This is a genomic window from Streptococcus sp. CF10-1 (genome assembly GCF_024295825.1).
GTDB lineage: Bacteria > Bacillota > Bacilli > Lactobacillales > Streptococcaceae > Streptococcus.
This window is the reverse complement of record NZ_JANCPQ010000005.1, coordinates 53867-74879: the sequence shown is the minus strand read 5'-3', so window position 1 is coordinate 74879 and position 21013 is coordinate 53867. Positions and strand designations below refer to the sequence as shown.

At 42.0% G+C, this 21013-nt stretch carries 19 protein-coding genes and 1 pseudogene; 13 read left to right on the top strand and 7 right to left on the bottom strand.

Translation table 11 applies throughout. The annotated features are described in order from the left end of the window. Both NMM25_RS07445 and yidD read left to right on the top strand, forming a co-directional pair. A pseudogene (locus NMM25_RS07445) lies at window positions 1–315 on the top strand (pseudouridine synthase); the annotation flags it as partial. Beyond that, the gene (yidD, locus tag NMM25_RS07440; RefSeq protein ID WP_254736436.1) at window positions 315–557 is read left to right on the top strand and encodes a membrane protein insertion efficiency factor YidD; all 243 of its coding nucleotides are present in this window, start codon (window positions 315–317) and stop codon (window positions 555–557) included. The pseudogene NMM25_RS07445 and the gene yidD, both read left to right, overlap by 1 nt. Before the next feature lie 31 nt (window positions 558–588). Here the strand turns inward: yidD and NMM25_RS07435 are convergent, their stop codons facing one another. The 4 genes from NMM25_RS07435 to NMM25_RS07420 all read right to left on the bottom strand — a co-directional run bounded on the left by NMM25_RS07435 (window position 589) and on the right by NMM25_RS07420 (window position 4313). Further along, window positions 589–1560 carry a siderophore ABC transporter substrate-binding protein gene (locus NMM25_RS07435; protein WP_254736435.1) on the bottom strand — a complete coding sequence of 324 codons (972 nt, stop codon included), beginning with the start codon at window positions 1558–1560 and terminating at the stop codon, window positions 589–591. Window positions 1561–1658: 98 nt separating this feature from the next. Next, entirely contained in the window at window positions 1659–2411 is a 753-nt protein-coding gene (locus tag NMM25_RS07430) for an ATP-binding cassette domain-containing protein (protein WP_254736434.1), read from the bottom strand. Next, the gene (locus NMM25_RS07425; RefSeq protein WP_254736433.1) at window positions 2408–3364 is read right to left on the bottom strand and encodes an iron chelate uptake ABC transporter family permease subunit; all 957 of its coding nucleotides are present in this window, start codon (window positions 3362–3364) and stop codon (window positions 2408–2410) included. Before NMM25_RS07425 ends, NMM25_RS07430 begins: the two co-directional genes overlap by 4 nt. Further along, a complete protein-coding gene (locus NMM25_RS07420; protein WP_254736432.1) occupies window positions 3354–4313 on the bottom strand; it encodes an ABC transporter permease in 960 nt (319 codons plus the stop codon). The genes NMM25_RS07425 and NMM25_RS07420 overlap by 11 nt, the downstream gene beginning before the upstream one ends. A gap of 233 nt (window positions 4314–4546) precedes the next feature. Here NMM25_RS07420 and pepA point away from each other — a divergent pair, with 233 nt between their 5' ends. Together pepA and NMM25_RS07410 are read left to right on the top strand one after the other, a co-directional pair. Continuing rightward, on the top strand, window positions 4547–5611 hold the full coding sequence (pepA, locus tag NMM25_RS07415; protein WP_254736431.1) for a glutamyl aminopeptidase: 1065 nt from the start codon (window positions 4547–4549) through the stop codon (window positions 5609–5611). Window positions 5612–5631: 20 nt separating this feature from the next. Further along, window positions 5632–5928 (top strand): bacteriocin immunity protein, encoded by a 297-nt coding sequence (locus tag NMM25_RS07410; RefSeq protein ID WP_000840146.1) that lies wholly within the window; start codon window positions 5632–5634, stop codon window positions 5926–5928. A gap of 94 nt (window positions 5929–6022) precedes the next feature. On the opposite strand, the gene NMM25_RS07405 is transcribed toward NMM25_RS07410, so the two are convergent. After that, a complete protein-coding gene (locus NMM25_RS07405; RefSeq protein WP_000026662.1) occupies window positions 6023–7654 on the bottom strand; it encodes a Na/Pi cotransporter family protein in 1632 nt (543 codons plus the stop codon). Between the two features lie 332 nt (window positions 7655–7986). Between NMM25_RS07405 and NMM25_RS07400 the strand changes: the two genes are divergently transcribed. Next, on the top strand, window positions 7987–12711 hold the full coding sequence (locus NMM25_RS07400; RefSeq protein ID WP_254736430.1) for a bacterial Ig-like domain-containing protein: 4725 nt from the start codon (window positions 7987–7989) through the stop codon (window positions 12709–12711). Window positions 12712–12829: 118 nt separating this feature from the next. On the opposite strand, the gene NMM25_RS07395 is transcribed toward NMM25_RS07400, so the two are convergent. Both NMM25_RS07395 and NMM25_RS07390 read right to left on the bottom strand, forming a co-directional pair. Further along, complete coding sequence (locus tag NMM25_RS07395; RefSeq protein ID WP_254736429.1) at window positions 12830–13198, bottom strand: hypothetical protein; 369 nt, start codon at window positions 13196–13198, stop codon at window positions 12830–12832. Window positions 13199–13282: 84 nt separating this feature from the next. Next, on the bottom strand, window positions 13283–14209 hold the full coding sequence (locus NMM25_RS07390) for a YafY family protein (protein WP_084944869.1): 927 nt from the start codon (window positions 14207–14209) through the stop codon (window positions 13283–13285). A 353-nt stretch (window positions 14210–14562) separates the two neighbouring features. Here NMM25_RS07390 and pgk point away from each other — a divergent pair, with 353 nt between their 5' ends. The 8 genes from pgk to hrcA all read left to right on the top strand — a co-directional run bounded on the left by pgk (window position 14563) and on the right by hrcA (window position 20999). Further along, window positions 14563–15762 carry a phosphoglycerate kinase gene (pgk, locus tag NMM25_RS07385; protein ID WP_254736428.1) on the top strand — a complete coding sequence of 400 codons (1200 nt, stop codon included), beginning with the start codon at window positions 14563–14565 and terminating at the stop codon, window positions 15760–15762. Window positions 15763–15898: 136 nt separating this feature from the next. Next, window positions 15899–16426 (top strand): aromatic acid exporter family protein, encoded by a 528-nt coding sequence (locus tag NMM25_RS07380; RefSeq protein ID WP_000119887.1) that lies wholly within the window; start codon window positions 15899–15901, stop codon window positions 16424–16426. Between the two features lie 76 nt (window positions 16427–16502). Next, on the top strand, window positions 16503–16859 hold the full coding sequence (gene glnR, locus NMM25_RS07375; protein WP_000664333.1) for a transcriptional repressor GlnR: 357 nt from the start codon (window positions 16503–16505) through the stop codon (window positions 16857–16859). Window positions 16860–16895: 36 nt separating this feature from the next. Beyond that, window positions 16896–18242 (top strand): type I glutamate--ammonia ligase, encoded by a 1347-nt coding sequence (gene glnA, locus NMM25_RS07370; protein ID WP_001122885.1) that lies wholly within the window; start codon window positions 16896–16898, stop codon window positions 18240–18242. Between the two features lie 119 nt (window positions 18243–18361). Then, complete coding sequence (locus NMM25_RS07365) at window positions 18362–18682, top strand: PadR family transcriptional regulator (protein ID WP_254736427.1); 321 nt, start codon at window positions 18362–18364, stop codon at window positions 18680–18682. Further along, window positions 18682–19257 (top strand): DUF2812 domain-containing protein, encoded by a 576-nt coding sequence (locus NMM25_RS07360; protein ID WP_254736426.1) that lies wholly within the window; start codon window positions 18682–18684, stop codon window positions 19255–19257. The genes NMM25_RS07365 and NMM25_RS07360 overlap by 1 nt, the downstream gene beginning before the upstream one ends. Window positions 19258–19291: 34 nt before the next feature. Further along, a complete protein-coding gene (locus tag NMM25_RS07355; protein ID WP_254736425.1) occupies window positions 19292–19804 on the top strand; it encodes a DUF2812 domain-containing protein in 513 nt (170 codons plus the stop codon). Window positions 19805–19964: 160 nt separating this feature from the next. Beyond that, a complete protein-coding gene (gene hrcA / locus NMM25_RS07350; protein WP_254736424.1) occupies window positions 19965–20999 on the top strand; it encodes a heat-inducible transcriptional repressor HrcA in 1035 nt (344 codons plus the stop codon). The last annotated feature ends 14 nt before the right edge of the window (window positions 21000–21013 follow it).

Genomic DNA, 21013 nt, shown 5'->3' with positions numbered 1-21013 from the left:
GGTGTAGCCAATAAGGATAACCTCCGCCCCTTGACTCGCGGAGTGGAGATTGATGGTAAGAAAACCAAGCCAGCTGTCTATGAGATTCTCAAAGTGGATCCAGTCAAAAATCGCTCAGTAGTGCAGTTGACCATCCATGAAGGACGCAACCATCAGGTTAAAAAAATGTTTGAAGCTGTCGGCCTCCAAGTGGATAAGTTGTCTCGGACACGTTTTGGACACCTAGACTTGACAGGCCTCCGTCCGGGAGAATCTCGTCGCCTTAATAAAAAAGAAATCAGCCAACTACACACCATGGCTGTAACCAAGAAATAATGAAACGGATCTTAATAGCGCCAGTACGCTTTTACCAACGTTTTATCTCACCGGCCTTTCCACCCTCTTGTCGCTTTGAGCCGACTTGTTCCAACTACATGATTCAGGCTATTGAAAAACATGGCTTCAAGGGTGTTTTGATGGGCTTGGCTCGAATTTTCCGATGCCATCCTTGGTCGGCAATAGGAAAAGATCCTGTCCCAGATCACTTTTCACTAAAACGGAATCAAGAAGAAAAATAACCCAACATCAGTTGATGTTGGGTTTTCTTACTTATTTCAACGCTTTTTGAGCGTCTTCAATCATGAGTTTGGTTGATTCAAGTCCGCCACCACTTAGATACCAGAGATCTGGTGTTAGTTGGATAATTTTACCATTTTTAGCGGCAGGAGTTTCAGCGATGAGGGCATTTTCTAGGACACCGTCGTTGCTTGAGTTGTCCCCACCGATGGCAAGGGTACGGTTGATGACAAAGAGGATGTCAGGATTGATTTCTTTGACACTTTCAAAGCTGACTTCCTGTCCGTGGCGAGAGTCTTCAAATTGAGTGTCTGTTGGCTTGAATTTCAAGGTTTGGTACAAGAAAGAGAAACGAGATTGGGCACCAAAGGCAGCCATTTTTCCTTCATTGAGGAGGATCGCAAGGGCTTTTTTGTCAGAACTTTCATTCTTAGTAGCAACTTCTTGGATGCTCTTGTCTAGGTTGGCCAATTCTTCCTTGGCTTTCTGTGTCCCTGTTTCACCAAAGGCGCTTGCTAAGGATTCGATATTGGTTTTAGTTGAAGTCCAGTAGTCTTCTTTTCCAGCTTCAAAGAGAACGGTTGGGGCGATTTCTTTGAATTTGTCTACGAATTTTTGGGTACGTGGTGAAGCGATAATCAAATCCGGTTCAAGGGCGGCAATGGCTTCTAAATCAGGCTCTTTCATAGAACCAACATTTTTTACTTTTTCAGCTAGGCCTTTGAGATAGGTTGGAACGGTTTTTGTAGGCATCCCGACGATATTCTTTTCAAAACCTAAAGCGCGAATAGTATCCGCAGCACCGAGGTCGAAGACAACGATTTTCTCAGGAACTTTTGACAGTTTGACCTCGTCTAGGGAGCTTTTAATGGTCACTTCTGTTGGAGCAGAAGTACTGGTATCCGTCTGGCTGGTACTTGAGTTTGTATTTGTACTACATGCACCAAGTAGGAGCAAGAAACTAGCCGCTAGGGCAGTGAGATAAAGTTTAAGGGATGTTTTCATGATTTCTCCTTTTTAAAATGTGATAACGATGTAGGGGGGCTCTTAGATAGGCTTGTTAGCTAAGAGACAGAGGGTTCTCTAACATGAGTTCAGAACAGCTAGCTATAGATACAGATCTTTTTGCCATTGATATCAGCTAGCGCGATGGGAATCTCATAGAGTTGACTGAGCAGGTCAGCCTGCATAATTTGAGCAGTCGTTCCCTTGCAAAAGACCTGACCGTCCTTGAAGGCAACAATTTCATCCGCATACTGGCTAGCCATGTTGATATCGTGGAGGACGATGATAATGGTTTTGCCAAGATCCTCCACCAGTCGCTTGAGAATCTGCATCATGCTGACACTTTGCTTGATATCGAGGTTGTTGAGCGGTTCGTCTAGCAAGATAAAGTCTGTATCCTGAGCCAGTACCATGGCGATAAAGACACGTTGGAGCTGTCCGCCAGACAGACTATCGATGTAGCGGTCTTTTAAGTTTGTCAGTTCCAGATAGTCCAGAGTTTCTCGGATTTTTTCCCAGTCCTCTGCTCTCAGTCTACCTCGACTGTAGGGAAAACGTCCAAAGCTGACCAATTCTTCTACGGTCAATTTGGCTTGGTAATTAATCTTCTGCTTTAGGATAGTGAGTTCTTTGGCTAGTTCTTGCGAATTCCAGCTCTCGATTTCACGACCTTTGATACTGAGAATTCCCTGATCCTTCTTGGTCAGTCTGCTCATGATGGAGAGAAGAGTTGATTTTCCAGCACCATTTGGACCAATAAAGGCTGTCAGTTTCTGAGGACTGACTTCAAGCGAAATGTCTTGCAAAATATCCTGTTTTTGAATGGATTTGTCAATGTTTTCCAGTTTCACCGACGCGCCCTCCTGTAAAGTAAGATAAAGAATAAGAGACCACCCACACTCTCGATAATCATGCTGATGCGAATTTCCAGCGCAAAGACTCGTTCGATGAGGGCTTGTCCCAAGGTCAAACTAATAAATCCAATCAGAATGGCTACGATAAAGAGCAACTTGTGCCGATAATCTTTGACAATCAGGTAAGTGAGATTGGCCAGCATAAAGCCGAAGAAGGCTATAGGCCCTACCAGGGCAGTGGCTGTTGAGGTCAAAAGCACGATGCCCCAGAGGAGTTCTCTCTGTTCTTTTTCAACATCGAGTCCCAGTATCTGAGCCGTTTCTCTTTGCAGGTGCAAGACATCCAGAATGACTGCTTTTCGAAAGAAAAAGATTGTCAAGGCAAGGATGATCAGAGAACCGATGGCTAGGATGGAAGTGTTGAGATGCTGAAAGGAGGCAAAGAGACTGTTCTGCAGTTTATCGTATTCATTTGGATCCATCAGAACTTGGAGGAAGGTACTGATATTTTGAAAGAGACTTCCGAGGGCTAGGCAGATTAGCAGAATGAAGACCAGCTCTTGCTTCATCAGCGTCTTCAAGTAGCCTTGTAAGGCGAGAAAAAAGAGGGATTGAAGCAGAAGCAAGACTAGAAATTCTAAGATAGGAGACTTCCCAAGCTGTAGAAATTTGCTTTCAAATATCAGTAGCAGGGTCTGTAGCAAGACATAGAAGGCTTCGATTCCCAAAATACTTGGCGTCAGAAAGCGATTTTCCGTCAGGGTTTGAAAACTAATGGTCGAAATCCCTGTCGCGATGGCTACCAAGAGATAAACGACAATCTTTTGAGAACGAAGTTTCCAGGCAAAGGCAGATAGCTGGGTGATGGGCCAAAAGTAGAGGAGACAAGCTCCGATGGCCAGAATAATGAGAAGCCAGAAGAGCTTGGTGTGTTTGCTTTTAGACTGCATCTTTTCGTCCTCCTCTCCAGAGAAGTAGGATAAAGACGAGACTACCGATGATTCCTAGTAGGAGACTGACAGACAGCTCATAGGGCCGAATCAAGACTCGAGAGAGGATGTCGCAGACCAGAACCAGATTGGCGCCGACCAGAGCGACCATGAGTTTGGTTTGGCTCAGATTATCTCCATAGCGCTTGCGGACAAGATTGGGAACGATGACCCCGAGAAATGGCAAGGCACCCACGGTAATCATGGTGATACTTGTCGTTAGCGCGACTAGAAAGAGGGCCAGCTTTTCAAGTAGGGAGTAGGAAATCCCCAAACTCTCACTGGTTTCCTTGCCCAGATTCATGATGGTGAAGGTTTGGGATAATTTCCAAACGGCTATCAGGATAATGAAGCCTAAGAAGAGCCACTCATACTGATGGGTCTGAATCATGGAGAAGGAGCCCTGCGTCCAAGCAGTCATACTCTGAACCAGATTGAAACGATAGGCGATAACTTCTGTGACAGAACCGATAATCCCACTATAGATGATCCCGATCAAGGGCAACATCCACCTTTCCTTTACAGAAAAAATAGTCATAAAGGCCAGGAAGAAGAGGGTAAATAAAATAGATGAGCCAAAAGCAAAGAGCATCTTTTGGGTCAGACTCGCAGACGGAAAGACAAAGAGGCTCAACACCATTCCCAGTTTGGCGGCTTCAGTCGTTCCGACTGTACTCGGAGCAGCAAACTGATTTTGGGTGATGGTCTGCATGAGGAGTCCTGCCATGCTCATACTGGAGGCTGCAAGGAGAATACTAATGGTTCTTGGAAGACGCGACTCTTGAAAGAGAAGCCAAGTCTGTTGGTCAAAAGCAAAGAATTTTTCCCAAGAAAAATCACTGGTTCCAATGGTAATGGAGAGAAAGACCAGGAGTAGAAGTAAGCCCGTTAAAATATGAGAGAGTTTCATGCTCCGTCCTTTCATGTAGATTTGGTATAAAAATACCCTTGGAGATAATGTAACACGATTTTTTTAATCTGTCAATAAATTTTCTGACAATTTAATGTAAAAAGAAAGAAAAATTTCTGAAATTACATCTGCCCCTCTCTTTTATTGGAAAACTGAGTAAAAACCAATCTACCTTCCCACTATCCTTCTCCTATAAAAAGTGGTAAAATGGAGGACAGAAAGAAGGAACTGATATGACAACATTATTTTCAAAAATCAAAGAAGTAACAGAGCTTGCTGCGATCTCAGGTCATGAAGCGCCTGTACGGACTTATCTTCGTGAAAAGTTGACACCGCATGTGGATGAAGTAGTGACAGATGGCTTGGGTGGTATTTTCGGTATCAAGCATTCAGAAGCTACGGATGCACCACGCGTCTTGGTCGCTTCTCACATGGACGAAGTTGGTTTTATGGTCAGCGAGATTAAGCCAGATGGTACCTTCCGTGTCGTTGAAATCGGTGGCTGGAACCCTATGGTGGTCAGCAGCCAACGCTTTAAACTCTTTACGCGTGATGGTCGTGAAATTCCTGTGATCTCAGGTTCTGTCCCTCCACATTTGACACGTGGAACAGGTGGACCAACCATGCCAGCAATTTCAGATATCATTTTTGATGGTGGGTTTGCAGACAAGGCTGAGGCAGAAAGCTTTGGTATCCGACCTGGTGACACCATTGTCCCTGATAGTTCCGCTATCTTGACAGCCAATGAAAAAAATATCATCTCAAAAGCTTGGGACAATCGCTACGGTGTCCTCATGGTGAGCGAGCTTGCAGAAGATTTGTCAGGTCAAAAACTCGGAAATGAACTCTATCTTGGTGCCAATGTCCAAGAAGAAGTTGGCCTTCGTGGCGCTCATACTTCTACAACTAAGTTTGATCCAGAAGTCTTTCTGGCAGTTGACTGCTCACCAGCAGGTGATGTCTACGGCGGCCAAGGTAAGATTGGGGATGGAACCTTGATTCGCTTCTACGATCCAGGTCACTTGCTTCTTCCGGGGATGAAGGATTTCCTTTTGACAACGGCTGAAGAAGCTGGCATCAAGTACCAATACTACTGTGGAAAAGGCGGAACGGACGCTGGAGCAGCTCATCTGAAAAATGGTGGTGTCCCATCCACAACTATCGGTGTCTGTGCCCGTTATATCCACTCTCACCAAACCCTCTACGCGATGGATGACTTCCTAGAAGCCCAAGCTTTCTTGCAAGCCTTGGTGAAAAAATTGGACCGCTCAACGGTTGATTTGATTAAACATTATTAAGCATAAGGGAGGTGGTCGGGATGGCAGAACCAAACCTAGAAAGCCTTATAAGAGATCTCTACAACCATGCTCGTCAGGGCTTGAGTGAAGATTTAGTTGCTGCTCTCCTAGAGACTGCTAAAAAACTACCAACTACAAATGAGCAATTACTAGCAGTCCGACTCTCAGGACTGGTCACCCGTGAATTGCTTATCAATCCCAAACACCCAGCACCTGAATTGATTAACTTGGCGCGCTTTATCAAAAGAGAAGAAGCCAAGTACAGGGGCACTGCAGTTTCTGCTATCATGTTTGGAGAACTCTTTAAAATGCTTTGATTCCATTGTGAATCAAAGCATTTTTTACGTTAGAAAAAATATTCTTGATTAAGAGACGAAAAAAACCACCTAAATTAAGGTGGCTTCTTACCAATTAAATTTGTTCAGCGATGACCTTTTCAGCAAGGTTCATGGCGTGATCAGATACACGAGTGTAATGGGAAATAATGTCGATAAAGTTGACTCCAGCTTGTGTAGAACATTCACCTTTGTTAAGGCGTTTGATATGGGTCTTTCTGAGAACGCGTTCCATATTGTTGATTTCTTTATGGCGTTCAATCAGACTTTGTGCTTTTTCAATATCATTGTTTTCTACACTATCAAGGGCATCTTTGATAAATGCAGTTGTTGCTTGATAAATCTCAGCTAATTCCTCCAAAGCAGCATCAGAGAACTGAACATTCTTGCGTTGAAGATAGTCTGTTAGGTTGAGCAAGCCTTCTGCGTGGTCCCCAATCCGTTCCAAATCACGAGATGAATCTAGGATGTTGGTCAAGACTTCGCTTTCCTTTTGACTCAAGGATTCGCTTGAGAGTCTGATGAGGTAACGAGTGAGTTTTTCATCGATGGTATTGATGGCTTCCTCTGTCTTGTGCCCTTTTTCAGCTACCTTTTCATCCAAACCGATGATATAGGTATAAGAAAGGTCAAAAGCTTTGGCTGCATAGTTTCCTAAGTGCAAGAGTTCTTTTTTGGCATTTCCTAGAGCGATAGAAGGAGATTGCTGGATAAGTTGCTCGTCGAGATAGAGGGGCTCGTACTTGACAACCTCGTCTTCACCAGGGATGAGCTTGGTTACAAAGTAGGCCAAGGCTCCGATGAATGGAAATTGTACAATGGTGTTACTTACGTTAAAGGCACCGTGAGAGAAGGCGATGGTCATCTCAGGTGAGAGGTGAAGGAGTGCCTGGAAGTACTCGATCATAGCAGTAAAGGGGCCTAATAAGATTAAGCAAAGAATAGTCCCTAAAACGTTAAAGGTAACGTGGGTTGCCGCAACGCGCTTTGCAGAGACATTGGCTCCAGCTGCCGCAATGATAACGGTTAAGGTTGTCCCGATATTATCCCCGAAGAGAACTGGTAGTGAACCTTTAAGATCAAGGAACCCACCTGCATAGAGACCTTGCAAAATCCCGATTGTAGCCGAAGAGGCCTGAATGAGGACGGTAATCACTGCACCAGCTACCACTCCTAAAATAGGATTTTGACCCAAGGTTACCATATACTCCTTGAATTGTGGTAAATCTTTAAGCGGGCTCATACCGGCACTGATGAGGTTAAGGGCGTAGAAGATTCCCCCTACACCAAACAGGATGCGCCCGATATTGTTTGCTGTTCTGTTTTTTGTGAAGAAGAGGAACATAGTTCCAAGGAAAATCAAGGGTAAAGCATACTCGCCTAGTTTGAAACCGATGATAAAGGAAGTAACAGTGGTTCCGATGTTGGCTCCCATGATAATTCCGATAGCCTGTCTAAGAGTGAGAAGACTAGCGCTGACCAGTCCGACCGTGATAACTGTAACCCCCGTACTTGACTGAATCAGGGCAGTCACGACGATTCCGACTAGAACGCCTAAAAAGGGATTGCTAGTGTACTTGTCAATGTAAAAACGAAGGCGATCTCCAGCAGCTTGTTGCAAACCGTCTCCCATGGTCTTGATACTGTATAAAAACAGTCCTAGACCTCCTAAAAAGTGAAATAAAATTTCCTGCCAATTAATGGACATTTCTTTTTCCTCCGGAAAATAATAACGGAATTTCTCCTATTCTATTTTAAAGGATAAAAGTAAATCTCACAAGTGTTTAGCTGAAATTTTCATAAGAAACAAGAACTTTCTTTTAAAATGAGAGATAGATTCCCTTTAAGATAGATGATTTATAGGATTGTGTCCAAATTTTATTGATTATTATCCTAGTTATAGTTTTTATGTTAAATAGATTGACATCGCTTTCATATAGGATAAAATGAAGATGATCCTGTTCTGGTGTCGTACACTGAGAACAGTTACTTTTTATCAAAAAGTAAAGCGCTTACTTTATATTTTATTAGGAGGATAAGATGAAAAATCTATTTTTTGAAAAACGTTGCCGTTACAGTATTCGTAAGCTGTCAATCGGGGCTTGTTCCTTGATGATTGGTTCAGCTCTATTCGCAAGTCCAGCTCTTGCCGAACAAGTCGCAGCCCCTGAAACAGCTGCAAATACGAGCGCCCAAGCTACAAGCGCTAGTGAAACAGCTAATCCAGATACTGCAGCTATCGAAAAACAATTATCGGAAACAGAGAACAAAGTAGCTGAGCAACCAATTTCAGAAAACACTCCAGCAATAGCCGATTTGGTCAATGAAAAAGAAGAGGCAAAACCCGCTCCGGCAGATAAAACTGAAAAACCTGCTCAACCAACTGAAAAAGAAGAAGTCAAACCAGAGGAAGCTCCTCAAGTAGCTGAGAAGAAAGCCGACAAACCGACTCTAGCAGACGTTCCTAGAAATGAAGAAAAGAGTCTCCGACCAAAAGAAATCAAATTTGATACATGGGAGGATTTGTTGAAATGGGAACCGGGTGCGCGTGAGGATGATCCTATTAACCGTTCCTCAGTTGAACTCGCCAAGCGCCACAGAGGGCAGTTGGTCAATGAAAAAGCAAGCAGAAGAGCCAAGGTTCAGGCGCTAGCAAATACCAACTCAAAGGCCAAAGACCACGCTTCTGTAGGTGGAGAAGAATTCAAGGCCTACGCTTTTGACTACTGGCAATACTTGGATTCAATGGTCTTCTGGGAAGGTCTAGTCCCAACTCCAGATGTCATTGATGCAGGCCACCGCAACGGAGTTCCCGTTTATGGAACCCTCTTCTTCAACTGGTCAAATAGCATTGCCGACCAAGAGAAATTTGCAGCTGCCTTGAAACAAGACGCAGATGGCACCTTCCCGATCGCACGGAAACTTGTCGATCTTGCTAAGTACTATGGCTTTGATGGCTATTTCATTAATCAGGAAACAACGGGTGAATTGGTAGCACCTCTTGGTGAAAAAATGCGCCAATTCATGCTCTATACAAAAGAATATGCAGCTAAGGTCAACCACCCGATCAAGTATGCTTGGTACGATGCCATGACCTACAAATATGGTCGTTACCACGAAGATGGTCTAGGTGATTATAACTACCAGTTCATGCAAAAAGAAGGAGACAAGGTCCCTGCGGATCAATTCTTTGCCAACTTCAACTGGAACAAGGAAAAGAATGACCACTCCGTAGAGATGGCCAAATGGCTAGAACGTAGCCAGTATGATGTCTTTGCAGGCTTGGAATTGCAACAAGGTGGCTCTTATAAGACCAAAGTCAAATGGGATGCCCTCTTAGATGAAAAAGGCAAGTTGCGTTTGTCACTTGGACTTTTTGCACCAGATACGATTACCAGTCTAGGAAAAACAGGCGAAGACTATCACAAGAATGAAGACATCTTCTTTACAGGTTACCAAGGAGATCCAACGGCTCAAAAACCAGCTGACAAAGAGTGGTATGGAATTGCCAATTTAGTTGCGGACCGTACACCAGCAGTAGGACGCACCTTCACTACCTCTTTTAATACAGGTCATGGTAGAAAATGGTTTGTAGACGGTAAAGTTTCTAAGGATTCTGAGTGGAACTACCGTTCTGTTTCAGGTGTCTTGCCAACATGGCGCTGGTGGCAGACTTCAACGGGGGAAAAACTTCGTGCAGAATATGACTTTACAGATGCCTATAATGGAGGTAACTCCCTTAAATTCTCAGGTGATGTAGCTGGTAAGACGGACCAAGATGTGAATTTGTATTCTACCAAACTAGAAGTAACTGAGAAAACCAAACTTCGTGTTGCCCACAAGGGAGGAAAAGGCTCTAAAGTTTATATGGCCTTCTCTACAACACCAGACTACAAATTTGAGGATGCAGCCGCATGGAAAGAGCTAACACTTTCTGATAACTGGACAAATGAAGAATTTGACCTTAGCTCACTAGCAGGTAAAACCATCTATGCAGTCAAACTCTTCTTCAAACATGAAGGGGCTGTAAAAGATTATCAGTTCAACTTAGGCCAATTGACAATTTCAGACAATCACCAAGCACCACAAGCGCCTACAGGTCTCTCTGTAGTGAAACAATCTCTTAAAAATGCCCAAGAAGCTGAAGCAGTGATCCAGTTTGCGGGTAATCAAGATGCGGATTTTTATGAAGTCTATGAAAAAGATGGAGATAACTGGCGTTTGTTGACAGGATCATCTGCGTCCACTATCTACTTTCCAAAAGTTAGCCGTTCTGCTAATGCGACTGGTACGACTCAGGAATTGAAAGTCGTTGCAGTTGGTAAAAATGGCCTCCGTTCCGAAGCTGCGACTACATTCTTCAACTGGGGGATGACAGTTCAAGATACCAGTCTCCCAAGACCTTTGGCTGAAAATATTGTTCCAGGTGCAAAGGTTATCGGTAGCACTTTCCCAAATACTGAAGGTGGTGAAGGCATCGAAGGTATGTTGAACGGTACCATTACTAGCTTGTCAGATAAATGGTCTTCAGCTCAGTTGAGCGGTAGTGTGGATATTCGCTTGACCAAGCCACGTCGTGTTGTTAGATGGGTCATGGATCATGCAGGAGCCGGTGGTGAGTCTGTTAACGATGGTTTGATGAATACCAAGGACTTTGATCTTTACTACAAGGATACGGATGGTGAGTGGAAACTAGCTAAGGAAGTCCGTGGCAATAAAGCGCACGTGACGGATATCACTCTTGACAAACCAATCACTGCTCAAGACTGGCGCCTAAAAGTTATCACTTCAGATAACGGAACACCTTGGAAAGCCATTCGTATTTACAACTGGAAGATGTATGAAACCTTGGATACAGAAAGTCAAAATATTCCAATGGCTAAGGTAGCTGCTCGTTCACTTGGAAACCATCAAGTTCAACTAGGCTTCTCTGATGTTCCAGCAGGTGCAACTATCACCGTTTATGACAAGGCAGATTCACAAACACCGATTGCAACTTTGAAGTCTGAAACTGGAGGCGATATGGCGACAGCGCCATTGGCTTTTGACAAGCAACCAACTCTCCTCTACTATCGTACCCAACTACCTGGCAAAGAAATCAGTAACACCTTGGCAGTAGCGATTCCACAGGATGAGAGAAAAATTGCTGCAGTTAGTCTTGAAAAAGGGCCTAAGAAGATAGTTTATAAAGAGGGAGAAAACCTTGACCTCAGAGGCGGCACTCTCCGTGTTCAATACGAAGGGGGACAAGCCGATGAGCTGATCAACCTTACTCATTCAGGTGTGACAGTATCTGGCTACGACGCTCATCAAAAAGGGGAACAGAAGCTCACAGTCAGCTACCTTGGACTTCCAGTAAGCGGTGACTTGAAGGTGCAAGTGACAGGTCAAGATGAAGGAAAACCAAAAGAAGTAGCAGGTCTGTACATTACTCAGAAACCGAAAACGGACTATCTAGTAGGAGAGCAACTGGATCTTGCAGAAGGTCGCTTCGGCGTTCTCTATGATGATGAGACAGAAGAAAGCCATGCCTTCACAGATCAAGGTGTTGAAATTACGGGCTACAATGCTCAGAAGACTGGACGCCAGACCTTGACCGTGCATTACAAGGGGCACACCGCTGAGTTCGATGTCTTGGTTTCTCCAAAGGCTGCAGTTAATGATGAATACCTCAAACAAGAAATCACTGCTGCTCAAGGTCGTCAGTCAACCCTTGCCTACACCTTCTCAAGCGAGGACAAACAAGCAGCACTAGTAGAAAAGCTCAATGCAGCCAAAGCTGTAGCAGAAAACCATGATGCCAGTCAAGAAGAGGTCAACAAAGCTTTGAATGAGTTGAAACAAGCAGGAGCAGACCTGGATGGAAATCAACGTTATCAAACTGCTAGAGAAGAATTGGAAGGCTTGCTTGAATCCCTTCGTGAAAAAGATCCTAAAGCTGACTTGATTGAACAAGCAGAAACTTTGTTGGCTTCAGAGATGCCAACTCCACAAGCTTTTGCGGAAATGAAAGAAAAGTTGAATAAGAAACTAGCTCCTGCAGAAGAAAGTCACCACGTTGGCAGTATGGATCCAAATGAAGTAGCTCCAACGGTTGAAGCCCTCCCTGAACTAGTTATTGAAACTGAAACAACAGCCTTTGAACGTCAGGAGCGACCAAACGCCGAGCTTCTCAAAGGACAACGCCAGCTAGTTCAAGTAGGTGTGGAAGGCCAAGTTCATCATTTAGTAGAAGTAGATGCCCAAGGCAAACGCACTCTTCGTTCGACTGAGGTAGTCAAGGAAGTAATCCCAGAAATCACTGAAGTTGGTACAAAAGTTCTATCGAGCAACCAACCAGCTGAAGGGGTGAAAGATTTAGTTCTAGAAACTCCGAAACTGGAAGTTGAAGAGGGAACAGTTTCCTTCGATCTTCAAGAGCGACCGAATGCAGCCCTTCTCACAGGACAACGCCGTGTTGTGCAAGCAGGAGTTGAAGGCCAAGTTCGTCGCTTTGTAGAAGTTGATGGTCAGGGCAAACGCACCCTTCGTTCAACTGAGGTTCTCAAGGAAGCTCTTCCAGAAATTGTTGAAGTAGGAACGAAAGAGGAGCAAGTCTCACAAACAAGGGATCAAGCGCTTTCAGCAGCACCAGCGAAAGTTGAAAAAGCAAGTAAAGCACTTCCAAATACGGGAGCGACAAGAGATGCTAGTCTAGTAGCGCTGGGACTCCTCGGACTAATGAGTGGCTACGGCTTGCTCTCTAGAAAGGGGAGAGAAGACTAATCAGATTTGCGAATCTTGGATTTTCTCATAAAAATTAAAAAACAAGGTTTGACTGTAAATTAGTCAGGCCTTGTTTTTAGTTTTGAAATTGAAGAGTAAATTTGAAGCTAGATTTTTGTTATTCAATTCCTTGGATAAATTTTTGGAAACGATAGGTGTCGAAATAAATATTGGATGCAACTAATTTATCAAACTCATCGAATTTTAGAAATTCTGCGACATCCAGTTCGAGTTCTTTTTCTTGAGGAGAATGTAGACGGTAGCGATTTAAAGCTGAGACTGCTCGACCATCAACAAGTAATTGCTTCACTTCAAGATGCTGGCTCAAAGCATAGAATTGGCCTGCGCCTTGCAAATAAACATCACGTCCTTGTCGAATTTCTATACTATCGCACATGCCATAATCAAAGTTTTCAGCTACGAAATCTTCCCAGCCTCCCTCATTTACTGCCGTAAAATAGCTTTCTGCAAGTGTTTTTGTATCCATTTGGAACCTCCTATAAAATAATTGGGCTATGATGAATATCACGAAATATTTTGCCCACTTAAGAGTATACAAAAGGCAATATGACTACAGGTTGTCATATTGCTGAAGATTTTTTTTGAGAGTACTGACCAGTAGATTTTGTAAGTGACTTGGAGATACGACCTTTACTTGATAACCAAAGCTTAAGAGTAAATCAAAAAATGCAGGAGTTAAAGCTCTGAATGCCTGAACTTTTATTATTTCGTCCTCGACTCTGATTTCTTCTTCTGTAAAGTAATCGTAGATTTTTGGAAGTGCAAATCTTGTAAAAACTAGTTCGATTTCTTCTCTTTGCCCCTCCACTTTATGTTTTGGGGGATTTAAAAAAAGGTCTAACTTTTCTTGAGATAAACGTGGATAATCGAATGGTTTATCTTTTATCTCGACTAGTTCTAGTTCACGAATTCGAGTTAATTTAAAAATACGAAAATCTAATTTTTCTAAGCAGTAACCGATAACATACCAAGCATTCAGTTTATAGATCAATCTGTATGGGATAACTGTTCGCTGACTTTTCTCTTGTTTTTTCGAATGGTAAGAAAAAGAAATCATCTGTTCAGTTTGTATCGCTTCCTCAATTTCTAGTAAAAAATTTGTATTAAGAGTCCAGGAACTGAGATCAAAGTAAAAAGGACTGTTTGCTCTTGCAATTTCTTGAGAAGACAGCTTGTGTTCGATACTGTCAAGACTTGAATGACCAACGATTTTACTAACATTTTGGCTCATATTAATGATAAACTGTCTCTCTTCCTCAGTGAAAAAGTTTCTGTCTATCTTATAGTCGCTTGGTATATAGAAACCTCCCTTATCTCCACGTTCCGAATAGATTGGAATCCCCGCTAAACTGAGCGTATCCATGTCTCTATATACTGTTCGAGTAGATATTTCAAACCTATCTGCAATCTCTTTAGCTGTTATTCTCTTCTTATTTAAAAGAGAAAGTAAAATATAGATTAGTCTTTCTAATTTCATTGTAGTAAATCCTCTTTTTTAATTTCAAATAGCACAAACTAAAAGAAACTATTTTAGTTATATTGTATAATAAGAAACCTAGCAATTCAAAAAGAAGGACTGTATAGTTTAGAATATTAAGGATTAAAATATTAGAAAAAGAATGGTATAGAAGTAATTAGGCAGATCAATCAAGAAATTTGCCTAAATTATTCCAACCAAATTATGTAAAGATTGCTCTTTTCCGGACTGCAATCCTAGGTTTTTAGGTTAATAGATAGAAGAAAGAACAAGAAAAGTTTAGGGTTTTTCTATCTCTTTTACTGATTTTGTGATATAATTAACACGTATAAAAAAAGAAGGAGTCATATCTAATGGCAAAATTGACTGTTAAAGACGTTGACTTGAAAGGGAAAAAAGTTCTCGTTCGTGTTGACTTCAACGTACCTGTTAAAGATGGCGTGATTACCAATGACAACCGTATCACTGCAGCTCTTCCAACTATCAAGTACATTCTTGAACAAGGTGGACGTGCAATCCTCTTCTCTCACCTTGGACGTGTAAAAGAAGAAGCAGACAAAGAAGGTAAATCACTTGCTCCTGTAGCTGCTGACTTGGCTGCTAAATTGGGACAAGAAGTTAAATTTATCCCAGGTGTTACACGTGGTGCTGAATTGGAAGCCGCTGTTAACGCTCTTGAAGATGGACAAGTTCTCTTGGTTGAAAACACTCGTTTCGAAGATGTTGACGGTAAGAAAGAATCTAAAAATGATCCTGAACTTGGTAAATACTGGGCATCTCTTGGAGATGGTATCTTCGTAAACGATGCATTCGGTACAGCTCACCGTGCACACGCATCTAACGTTGGTATCTCAGCAAACGTTGAAAAAGCAGTTGCTGGATTCCTACTTGAAAACGAGATTGCCTACATCCAAGAAGCAGTTGAAGTTCCAGAACGTCCATTTGTGGCTATCCTTGGTGGTTCAAAAGTTTCAGACAAGATCGGTGTTATCGAAAACTTGCTTGAAAAAGCTGATAAAGTTCTTATCGGTGGTGGGATGACTTACACATTCTACAAAGCACAAGGTATCGAAATTGGTAACTCACTTGTAGAAGAAGACAAATTGGATGTTGCGAAAGCTCTTCTTGAAAAAGCAAACGGCAAATTGATCTTGCCAGTTGACTCAAAAGAAGCAAACGCATTTGCTGACTATACTGAAGTGAAAGACACTGAAGGTGAAGCAGTTGATCCAGGCTTCCTTGGTTTGGATATCGGTCCAAAATCTATCGCTAAATTCGATCAAGAATTGACTGGTGCGAAGACAGTTGTATGGAACGGACCAATGGGTGTATTTGAAAACCCAGACTTCCAAGCTGGTACAATCGGTGTGATGGATGCTATCGTGAAACAACCAGGTGTGAAATCAATCATCGGTGGTGGTGACTCAGCTGCCGCAGCCATCAACCTTGGTCGTGCAGACAAGTTCTCATGGATCTCTACTGGTGGTGGAGCATCAATGGAACTCCTCGAAGGTAAAGTTCTTCCAGGTCTTGCAGCCTTGACTGAAAAATAAGATTTTATAAATGAATCAAAGAAAAGAGGAACTCTGTTTCCTCTTTTTTATAGTTAAAAATTAAAAACGCTTCCTATTGATTTTGACTCATAAAATCAACTAATTTATGTTAAAATGGTAGTAGAAAGTTGAGATTATGAGTTATTTTAAAAAATATAAATTTGATAAGTCACAGTTCAAGCTTGGTATGCGAACCTTCAAAACAGGGATTGCTGTATTTATAGTTCTCTTGATTTTTGGTTTTTTTGGCTGGAAGGGGCTTCAAATCGGAGCATTAACAGCGGTCTTCAGTCTACGAGAAAGCTTTGATAAGAGTGTCCATTTTGGAACTTCGCGTATCTTAGGAAATAGCATTGGCGGTTTTTACGCCCTTGTCTTTTTCCTCTTAAACACTTTATTTCATGGAGCCTTTTGGGTAACCTTACTAGTTGTTCCGATTTGCACCATGTTAACCATTATGACAAATGTCGCCATGAACAACAAGGCAGGAGTTATTGGTGGTGTAGCGGCTATGTTGATTATTACCCTATCAATACCGAGCGGAGAAACATTTTTGTACGTGTTTGCGCGCGTATTTGAAACATTTATGGGAGTTTTTGTCGCAATCCTTGTAAATTATGATATTGAGCAACTGAAACTCTTTTGGGAGAAAAAAAGAAAATAATGTCACATTTTATGACATTATTCGTTGACGTATGTCTTTTTTTAGACTATAATAGACAGGAAGAAGGAAATTGTAAATGAAGGAAAGAGAATTTCGCCGAAATATGGCTGTTTTTCCTATCGGCAGTGTTATGAAATTGACCGATCTCTCGGCGCGTCAGATTCGTTATTATGAAGATCAAGAGTTGATCAAACCTGATCGAAACGAAGGGAACCGTCGCATGTATTCGTTGAATGACATGGATCGTCTACTTGAAATCAAAGATTATATCTCTGAAGGTCATAATATTGCTGCGATTAAGAAAAAATATGCTGAACGCGAGGCGAAGTCCAAGAAAGCCGTGAGTCAGACGGAAGTGCGTCGTGCACTTCACAATGAACTCCTCCAGCAGGGGCGCTTTGCTTCAGTACGGTCACCCTTTGGTCGCGGTTAGGCAATCGCAAGTAGTCATATATTAAGGAGAAAACCCATGCCAATCACAGCTGCAGATATTCGTCGTGAAGTCAAGGAAAAAAATGTTACCTTTATCCGTCTCATGTTTTCAGATATTCTGGGAACTATGAAAAACGTCGAAATTCCTGCTACAGATGAACAGTTAGACAAGGTCTTGTCAAACAAAGCCATGTTTGATGGATCTTCTATTGAAGGTTTTGTACGTATCAATGAGTCAGATATGTACTTGTACCCAGACTTGGATACATGGACAGTCTTCCCATGGGGAGATGAAAATGGAAGTGTTGCAGGTTTGATCTGTGATGTCTATACAACAGAAGGCGAACCATTTGCAGGTGACCCACGTGGCAACCTCAAACGCGCCCTTCGTCATATGGAAGAAGTAGGATTCAAATCTTTCAACCTTGGTCCAGAGCCAGAATTCTTCCTATTCAAGCTCGATGAAAATGGGGATCCGACTCTTGAAGTAAATGACAAGGGTGGCTACTTCGACTTGGCGCCTACTGACCTTGCTGACAATACGCGTCGTGAGATTGTGAATGTCTTGACCAAAATGGGATTTGAAGTTGAAGCGAGTCACCACGAGGTTGCGGTTGGGCAACACGAGATTGACTTCAAGTATGATGAAGTCCTCCGTGCCTGTGATAAAATTCAAATCTTTAAACTCGTTGTTAAAACCATTGCTCGTAAACACGGTCTTTATGCAACCTTTATGGCAAAACCAAAATTTGGTATCGCTGGATCAGGTATGCACTGTAATATGTCTTTGTTTGATGCAGAAGGAAACAATGCCTTCTTTGATCCAAATGATCCCAAAGGAATGCAGTTGTCTGAAACAGCCTACCATTTCCTTGGTGGTTTGATCAAGCATGCTTACAACTATACTGCTATCATGAACCCAACAGTTAACTCATACAAACGTTTGGTTCCAGGTTATGAAGCACCTGTTTATATTGCTTGGGCTGGTCGTAACCGTTCGCCACTTGTGCGCGTACCAGCTTCACGTGGTATGGGAACTCGTCTTGAGTTGCGTTCAGTGGACCCAATGGCAAATCCATATATTGCTATGGCGGTTCTTTTGGAAGTTGGTTTGCATGGTATTGAAAACAAAATCGAAGCACCAGCTCCTATCGAAGAAAATATCTACATCATGACAGCAGAAGAGCGTAAGGAAGCTGGAATCACTGATCTTCCATCAACTCTTCATAACGCCTTGAAAGCTTTGACAGAAGATGAAGTGGTCAAGGCTGCCCTAGGTGAACATATCTACACTAGCTTCCTTGAAGCAAAACGCATCGAGTGGGCTAGCTATGCGACCTTTGTGTCACAATGGGAAGTTGATAATTATTTAGACCTTTACTAATACTAATATAGAAGAAAGATTGCCTGTGGGTGATCTTTTTTCTTGTGTTTTATATCGAGGTGTGATATATTTTATATAACGAGGTGCGATATATCGAACTAGATAAGAGGTAGCTATAAATGGAATTAACGGATAAGATTAGGCGTGTTTACCTTCCCATGACGGAAACGGGCTTTTATATCTTGTTCTGCCTGCAAAAGGAAGGTCATGGTTATAGTATTACGCAAAAGGTCAAGGAGATGACAGATTCGCAAGTTTCGATTAGTCCTGGAACTATGTATGGGACCTTGTCAAAGATGGAAAAGGACGGCTTGATTTCCTTTGTCCGAGAAGAGGAAAAACGGAAAATTTATCAGATAACAGATTTGGGACGAAAAGTTTTGGAGATAGAATTGAAACGTATTGAACGACTTTACAGAAATAGTCGGGAGGAAGGATGATGGAAAAGAAAATTGTTTACCGAATTTTCACCATTGCGGATTATGAGAGGGAGGCTCTATACTTTAGAGAGATGCATGCTAAAGGCTGGAAACTTAGAAAAGTAAGCTATTCTATCTTGTTGTTTGCGGTTAAGTATACCTTTGAAAAGTGTCAGTCTGAACAAGTGTCTTATCAGTTGGATTTTTACCCAATGAAAACATCAGAGAGAACCTCTTATTTGCAACTGTTTAAAGACTGTGGTTGGGAGCATATTACAGACTTTAATGGTTTTTCTTACTTTAGAAAAGCACATTCTGAAATTGAATCGGATGCAGAGTTTGAAATTTATAATGATGCTACTGGGAAGTTGGATATGGTTCATCGGATTTTAAGACTGCGGATGCTTCCTATTTTGCTTCTCTTTTCAGCTCTAATACCGATTTTCTTAAAGTACCTCAGTGGAGGTAGTTCTTTCAGTTGGGTAATGTTTTTGATTGTCATGATAGATTGTGTTTTATTGATGGTTTTTGCGGTTCAGATTTCTTATATTTTTTGGAGATTGTTTCAAAAGTGGAAAGAATTATCTGATAAATGAAGCAATACCTGTTTTCTAATCTGGAGGTAAGACAATGAATAGTGAAGTACAATTTCGGATTTTCACCATTGTTGATTTGGACAAGGAAGAAGAATATTTACATGAGATGCACTTGAAAGGTTGGAGATATAGAACTAATCGTTTTGGTTTTTTCTATTTTGAACAATGCCAACCAGATGATGTCATCTATCATATCTATGATTCTAGATTTCTTAAAAAGTATAAGCATGAACTACAAGATTTTAGAAATAGCGGTTGGGAATTGATAGAAACAGGTTTTTGTTCAATTCTTCGTAAACCAGCTTCTGATATACTTTCAGAAGAGAAAGGCTATATGCGTAATGGTCTTAGATGGGAAGTTATGCGGTCTAGACTTCGTTCCTGTATAGCCGCTTTCTCAGGTGGTTTTGTTGTTTGTATGAGTTTATATCGAGAAAACTTGTCTCAGTCTTTCTTTATTATTTTCTTGTTATACGCTTGTTTAATTTCTTATCTAATCTATGCTTATTTCAGACTTAAAAGGAAATGCCAAGTAGATGAGAAGTAAGATTCTAGGTCTTCAGACTGATTTTTAGCACTCTTGGCAAAAGAGTGCTAATTTTTTGAGTTTTTGTCTTGACATTCTCTTCTAAGGGTGTATAATAGAATCATGAGTTAGCACTTGCATGCATAGAGTGCTAATCGATCAGACAGAGAGGAGTGATGAGATGGTTACAGAGCGTCAGCAGGATATTTTAAATCTGATTATTGACATCTTTACCAAAACACATGAACCTGTCGGATCCAAGGCGCTACAAGAGTCTATTAACTCTAGTAGTGCTACCATTCGTAATGACATGGCGGCTCTAGAGAAGCAGGGTTTGCTTGAGAAAGCTCATACTTCAAGCGGTCGGATGCCAAGTGTTGCTGGTTTTCAGTACTATGTGAAACACTCACTGGATTTTGACCGACTGGCTGAAAATGAGATCTATGAGATTGTCAAAGCCTTTGATCAGGAGTTCTTCAAACTGGAGGATATTCTGCAAGAAGCTGCTAATCTTCTGACAGACCTGAGTGGTTGTACGGTAGTAGCACTGGATGTTGAGCCCAGTAGGCAACGGTTGACAGCCTTTGATATCGTTGTTCTAGGGCAACATACAGCCTTGGCAGTATTCACCCTAGACGAGTCGCGAACGGTTACCAGTCAGTTTTTGATTCCAAGGAACTTCTTGCAGGAAGATTTGCTGAAACTGAAGAGCATCATTCAGGAACGTTTCCTCGGTCACACCGTTCTGGATATTCACTACAAGATTCGGACAGAGATTCCGCAGATTATCCAGCGTTACTTCACAACTACGGACAATGTCATGGATCTCTTTGAACATATCTTTAGGGAAATGTTCAACGAAAACATTGTAGTGGCGGGCAAGGTCAATCTCTTGAATTTTGCCAATCTGGCAGCCTATCAGTTCTTTGACCAACCGCAAAAGGTGGCTTTGGAGATTCGTGAGGGTCTGCATGAAGATCAGATGCAAAATGTCCGTGTTGCGGATAGTCAGGAATCCTGTCTAGCTAACTTGGCGGTGATTAGCAGTAAATTCCTCATTCCTTATCGAGGTTTTGGAATTCTAGCGATTATCGGTCCAGTTAATCTAGATTATCAGCAATTGGTCAACCAAGTCAATGTAGTCAACCGCGTATTGACCATGAAACTAACGGATTTTTACCGCTATCTCAGCAGTAATCATTACGAAGTAAATTAATTTTGAAATCATTA

What these genes read in the sequence shown, in the direction of transcription:
- NMM25_RS07425 (WP_254736433.1), bottom strand. Translation starts at nt 3,364, where the DNA reads ATGCAGTCTAAAAGCAAACACACCAAGCTCTTCTGGCTTCTCATTATT.
- glnA (WP_001122885.1), top strand. Translation starts at nt 16,896, where the DNA reads ATGCCAATCACAGCTGCAGATATTCGTCGTGAAGTCAAGGAAAAAAAT.
- NMM25_RS07400 (WP_254736430.1), top strand. Translation starts at nt 7,987, where the DNA reads ATGAAAAATCTATTTTTTGAAAAACGTTGCCGTTACAGTATTCGTAAG.
- NMM25_RS07360 (WP_254736426.1), top strand. Translation starts at nt 18,682, where the DNA reads ATGGAAAAGAAAATTGTTTACCGAATTTTCACCATTGCGGATTATGAG.
- NMM25_RS07355 (WP_254736425.1), top strand. Translation starts at nt 19,292, where the DNA reads ATGAATAGTGAAGTACAATTTCGGATTTTCACCATTGTTGATTTGGAC.
- yidD (WP_254736436.1), top strand. Translation starts at nt 315, where the DNA reads ATGAAACGGATCTTAATAGCGCCAGTACGCTTTTACCAACGTTTTATC.
- NMM25_RS07365 (WP_254736427.1), top strand. Translation starts at nt 18,362, where the DNA reads ATGGAATTAACGGATAAGATTAGGCGTGTTTACCTTCCCATGACGGAA.
- pgk (WP_254736428.1), top strand. Translation starts at nt 14,563, where the DNA reads ATGGCAAAATTGACTGTTAAAGACGTTGACTTGAAAGGGAAAAAAGTT.
- NMM25_RS07390 (WP_084944869.1), bottom strand. Translation starts at nt 14,209, where the DNA reads ATGAAATTAGAAAGACTAATCTATATTTTACTTTCTCTTTTAAATAAG.
- NMM25_RS07420 (WP_254736432.1), bottom strand. Translation starts at nt 4,313, where the DNA reads ATGAAACTCTCTCATATTTTAACGGGCTTACTTCTACTCCTGGTCTTT.
- NMM25_RS07410 (WP_000840146.1), top strand. Translation starts at nt 5,632, where the DNA reads ATGGCAGAACCAAACCTAGAAAGCCTTATAAGAGATCTCTACAACCAT.
- glnR (WP_000664333.1), top strand. Translation starts at nt 16,503, where the DNA reads ATGAAGGAAAGAGAATTTCGCCGAAATATGGCTGTTTTTCCTATCGGC.
- NMM25_RS07405 (WP_000026662.1), bottom strand. Translation starts at nt 7,654, where the DNA reads ATGTCCATTAATTGGCAGGAAATTTTATTTCACTTTTTAGGAGGTCTA.
- hrcA (WP_254736424.1), top strand. Translation starts at nt 19,965, where the DNA reads ATGGTTACAGAGCGTCAGCAGGATATTTTAAATCTGATTATTGACATC.
- pepA (WP_254736431.1), top strand. Translation starts at nt 4,547, where the DNA reads ATGACAACATTATTTTCAAAAATCAAAGAAGTAACAGAGCTTGCTGCG.
- NMM25_RS07395 (WP_254736429.1), bottom strand. Translation starts at nt 13,198, where the DNA reads ATGGATACAAAAACACTTGCAGAAAGCTATTTTACGGCAGTAAATGAG.
- NMM25_RS07435 (WP_254736435.1), bottom strand. Translation starts at nt 1,560, where the DNA reads ATGAAAACATCCCTTAAACTTTATCTCACTGCCCTAGCGGCTAGTTTC.
- NMM25_RS07380 (WP_000119887.1), top strand. Translation starts at nt 15,899, where the DNA reads ATGAGTTATTTTAAAAAATATAAATTTGATAAGTCACAGTTCAAGCTT.